The sequence below is a fragment of the Synechococcus sp. R5-15 genome (assembly GCF_047462035.1).
Lineage (GTDB): Bacteria > Cyanobacteriota > Cyanobacteriia > Thermostichales > Thermostichaceae > Thermostichus.
This window is the reverse complement of the sequence record NZ_JANSIK010000115.1, coordinates 1-4001: the sequence shown is the minus strand read 5'-3', so window position 1 is coordinate 4001 and position 4001 is coordinate 1. Positions and strand designations below refer to the sequence as shown.

The window sequence follows — 4001 nt, the reverse complement described above, 5'->3', positions numbered from 1 at the left end:
AGCCCTGCCGCATCTCAACCATCTGAGCCTCAAAGCGCTCAGCCGACCGCTGCTGCTCGGCCCGCATTTCTTGGATTTGTTCTTGTTGTTGCTGAAGGTTGCGAATCAGCCACTCCTCTTGTTCTGGGGTCATGGGAAAGGTCTGAAGATATCCCTTCAATTCTAGTCAGTTGGGGATGGGATCCCGTTGAGCTGCCAAGAGAAGGGCATTGACAATGGCAGCAGCAACTGGGGATCCGCCTTTGCGGCCCTCCACCCGAATCTGGGGAACATCCGTTTGCGCCAACGCCTGCTTGGCCTCTTCCACCGCCACAAATCCCACCGGCACTCCGATCACCAAAGCCGGCTTGACCCGCTGTGCCCGAATCTCCTCCACCAAAGCCAGCAACGCGGTGGGGGCATTGCCAACGACAAACAGGGCTTCTGGATAGCGGCGTGCCAAGTTCACCATCCCATTGGCGGCGCGGGTTTGACCGGGCCAACGGGGCTCCTCCACCCAGTCCAAAGCACAGTAGAGGGGGATCCCTTGGGCTTTCAGACCTGACTGGATCCCAGCTGCCACCATCCTGACATCGACAATGACAGGCTGCTTTTGCCGTAGGGCTGCCAGGGCGTGTTCAACGGCGTTGGGGCCGAAGAAAAAGCGATCCCGCAGCTCAAAGTCGGCAGTGGCATGAATGGCACGGCGCACCACCTCATAAGGGATCCCTTGCCAGGGGTGGGGGCCGATCTCCTGATCGATCTGGCGAAAGCTGGCAGCGGTAATCGGGTCTATCCCGAAGGCTTCATTCATTGGGTCTGGAGTCAGGGGCACAGTCATGCTGGCATGTCCTAAAGAAGAACCGGTGGCAAAGTACGTCCTATTAAATGATGAGCCGAGGAAACCACTAAGATTGGTCTAGCCTAAATTGGAGATGAGCCTATTGTTATCACCCACTTCTCCCTTGCACGGACTCGACTCCCATCCTTCCCCTTCTGCTCCCGTCGGCGCCAATTCCGTTGGCGCTCCCGGTTTCTCCTCTGTTGATGCGCCCCCCCCTTCCCCAACGGGTAGCGACAGGGATCCCTTGTCGGCTTTGCCTCGCTACGGCTACTCCCAAACCTGGCATTGGCGGGGCTGGCCCATCCATTTCACCTACACCCCCAGTCGCGCCCAAACCCTTGCCGGTGTCGTCAACTTGACGGCAGCTCCGGCCCTTTTAATCCATGGATTTGGAGCGTCAGTGGGTCATTGGCGCCACAACATTCTCCCTCTGGGATCCCAGCGCTCCGTCTATGCCCTCGACCTGCTGGGATTTGGCAAGAGTGCCAAGCCGGAGATTGCCTACAGCGTTGATCTGTGGGTGGAGCAGGTACACGAGTTTTGGCAAACTCACATTCAGCAGCCCAGCATCCTGGTGGGCCATTCCATCGGGGGCTTGGTGGGAGTCATTGCCGCCGCCCGCTATCCCCAGATGGTGAAGGGCCTGTGCTTGATTAGCTGCGCCGATGGGCCCCATCCGGAAGAATTGCCCTCTCCCTGGGATGCTCTGGTGCGAGCCCTCTGCGAAGGGATTCTGTCGTTGCTGGGGTGCCCCCTCACTTATCCCCACCTCTTCAACTGGCTGCGACAAACCGAGGTGCTACGAGCTTGGATCAAGAATGTCTACAAGCGGGATGAGCAGGTGGATGACGAGCTGGTGCAGATCTTCCAGAGACCGGCCTTTGAGCCGGGGGCAGCCCACGTGTTTTTGGACGGTCTGAGGGCCATTCTCTGCCGCCGCTTCGACAGCCCCAAACGCCTGCTGCCCACCCTAAAAATGCCTATCTTGCTACTTTGGGGCCGAGAAGATCCGGCAGTGCCCAGTTTTTTGGCAGACCAATTTAAGCGCTGGCAACCTGCCCTCACCTTGGTGAAGCTGCCGGGAGTAGGCCACTGCGCCCACGACGAGCTGCCTCACTGGGTCAACACCCTCATCGGGGAATGGGCGGCCAGTCTGGAGACCTGCCCTAACTTGCCCACCCCCCTTCAGCGGGATCCCCGAGTCGGCTAGCTCAGCAAGTGATCTGAGCTATTCCCGGCAAGGTGCCACAAGTGAGGGCTATCGGCACAGGGCCCCCCTCAGCTTGGAACACCCCCAAGCCAAATCCCAGCCTGCCGCCGGGAAAAGGGATCCCGCTCAGAGATCAGGGGGCAGCTTGAGGATCTGATGCTGGCGCATCCCCTGCCAGCGGCGAATGAGATCGCCATCAATACCGAACTGATCCAACGCCTTCACCACCACAAAATCCACCAAATCTAGGATGGTACGCGGCTGGTGGTACCAAGCTGGAATGGCCGGAACAATGCGCGCCCCCGCTTCTGCCAGAGTGGTCAAGTTGCGCAGGTGGATCAGGCTAAAGGGGGTTTCCCGCGGCACCACCACCAAGCGTCGTCCCTCCTTGAGCTGCACATCAGCAGCCCGCTCCAGCAGATCCGAGCTCAAGCCGGCAGCCAACTTGGCAACTGTACCCATGCTGCACGGGATCACCAACATCCCCTGCGTGCGATAGGAGCCACTGGCAATGGTTGCCCCCACATCCTGCCAGCGATGACAAACTAGGGATCCACCGCTGCTCTCGGCTTGCTGTCGCCAAAAGTGGGCCTGCTTGCGGGGGTCTGTCGGCAGCAGCACCCCTTGTTCTCCCTGCCACACCTGATAGGCCGCTTTGGAGGCCACCACTTCGACGCGGTAGTCCAGGCTGAGCAGAACATGCAGAGCGCGCACAGCATAGAGCATCCCTGAAGCGCCTGATACGCCAAGGATGATGGGCAGAGAGGATGTCAAGGGCCGCTGGGGAACGTCTTCTGCTCAAGTCTAGCGAGGGGAGCCGTCCCTCGCCTGCTCAGGGGATCCCTAACCCACCGCTCCAAAAGACTTGCACAACGCGGGATAAAAATGCTCCTGGCACAGGTTGAAGGCAGCGCTCAAGCCCCAGTCTGACTCTTCTCTGTTAGGTCTGCAGATTTTGCCGCCCGTTGCGGATCACCCGCAAGGACTCCACCAACCGCAACTCCAAGTCTTGCAACACCTGATCCACGTAACGGTGGGCCTCCCGCTGCAGGCGCTCCGATTCCTGCAGTGTCTGTCGCCGCACCTCCTCACTCTGTTGATAGGCTTGTTGCAATAACTGCTCCGCCTGAGCTTGGGCCTGTCGCAGAATCGCCGATTCGTTGAGGAGCTGCTCAGCCCTACGTTGGGCCGCGGCCACAATTTCTTGGGCGTAGCGATTGGCCTCTGCCAAGATCCGATCCCGCTGGCGCAGCAGTTCCTCCGCTTCCTCCAGGGCTGTCGGCAGGTTCAGGCGGATAAAGTCTAACTGCTCCAGAATCTTTTCCTCTTCAATAAGGGTGCGAGACCAAAACAGGCGAGGGCTACTGAGAATGGCTGCCTCCAATTGATCCAGGGCCTCCTGGACGCGCATCAGAGCCAGGGTCTGATCCCCAAAGGGTACGCCGGCACGATTGGAAGGATCAGAGGGCAATTCTCGCATCAGTCTATGAAGAGGGGAGGCTGCACTGAGCAAAAGAGCAGATCAGGCAGGATAACGCCTACCATATCAGGTTCTCGGTTTCCTGAATCTGCGCAGTCTCCCCTTCGCTCCAACCACTCTTCGTGAAGTAGATGTTCTTTTTGATATGAGGGGACGATGGACTTTCTCCCTCGCGGAGGCTGTGAGCCAAGCGGCAGAGGCCGGCGCCGGTCAGTTGGTGCCACAGCCGTTGTTTTATCCATTGGAGCTGAAGTTGCCCGGCTGCAAAAAGAGCGCCAACGGAAGTTCGTTTTTTGAGTTGCTGCCAGTTCCCTGAAGATGGCCAGCCTCCAGATGGTTGACAGCTACCTATGGCACACTGAGAAAAAAGGAGCATGACTCTAGTCAATAATAAGCTCAACTATACTGAAAATAATGTATAATGTATAATATGTTCAGTACGGATTACTACCAGTTGATCTTTCTGTTTACTTTCGAGTCTGCCAACA

4 protein-coding genes are annotated in these 4001 nt (G+C 58.2%); 1 reads left to right on the top strand and 3 read right to left on the bottom strand.

Annotation, left to right across the window (positions count from 1 at the left end):
- Positions 1-166 precede the first annotated feature (166 nt).
- Positions 167-820 (bottom strand): cobalt-precorrin-8X methylmutase, encoded by a 654-nt coding sequence (locus NW839_RS10345; RefSeq protein WP_414351913.1) that lies wholly within the window; start codon positions 818-820, stop codon positions 167-169.
- 94 nt (positions 821-914) lie between these two features.
- Here NW839_RS10345 and NW839_RS10340 point away from each other — a divergent pair, with 94 nt between their 5' ends.
- Positions 915-2033, top strand: coding sequence for an alpha/beta fold hydrolase (locus NW839_RS10340; protein WP_414380632.1), 1119 nt, complete (start codon positions 915-917; stop codon positions 2031-2033).
- 126 nt (positions 2034-2159) lie between these two features.
- On the opposite strand, the gene NW839_RS10335 is transcribed toward NW839_RS10340, so the two are convergent.
- Together NW839_RS10335 and NW839_RS10330 are read right to left on the bottom strand one after the other, a co-directional pair.
- Complete coding sequence (locus NW839_RS10335) at positions 2160-2807, bottom strand: flavin prenyltransferase UbiX (RefSeq protein ID WP_011431889.1); 648 nt, start codon at positions 2805-2807, stop codon at positions 2160-2162.
- 166 nt (positions 2808-2973) lie between these two features.
- Positions 2974-3504, bottom strand: a complete 531-nt coding sequence (locus NW839_RS10330; RefSeq protein ID WP_414351917.1) for a hypothetical protein — start codon at positions 3502-3504, stop codon at positions 2974-2976.
- Between the last annotated feature and the right edge of the window lie 497 nt (positions 3505-4001).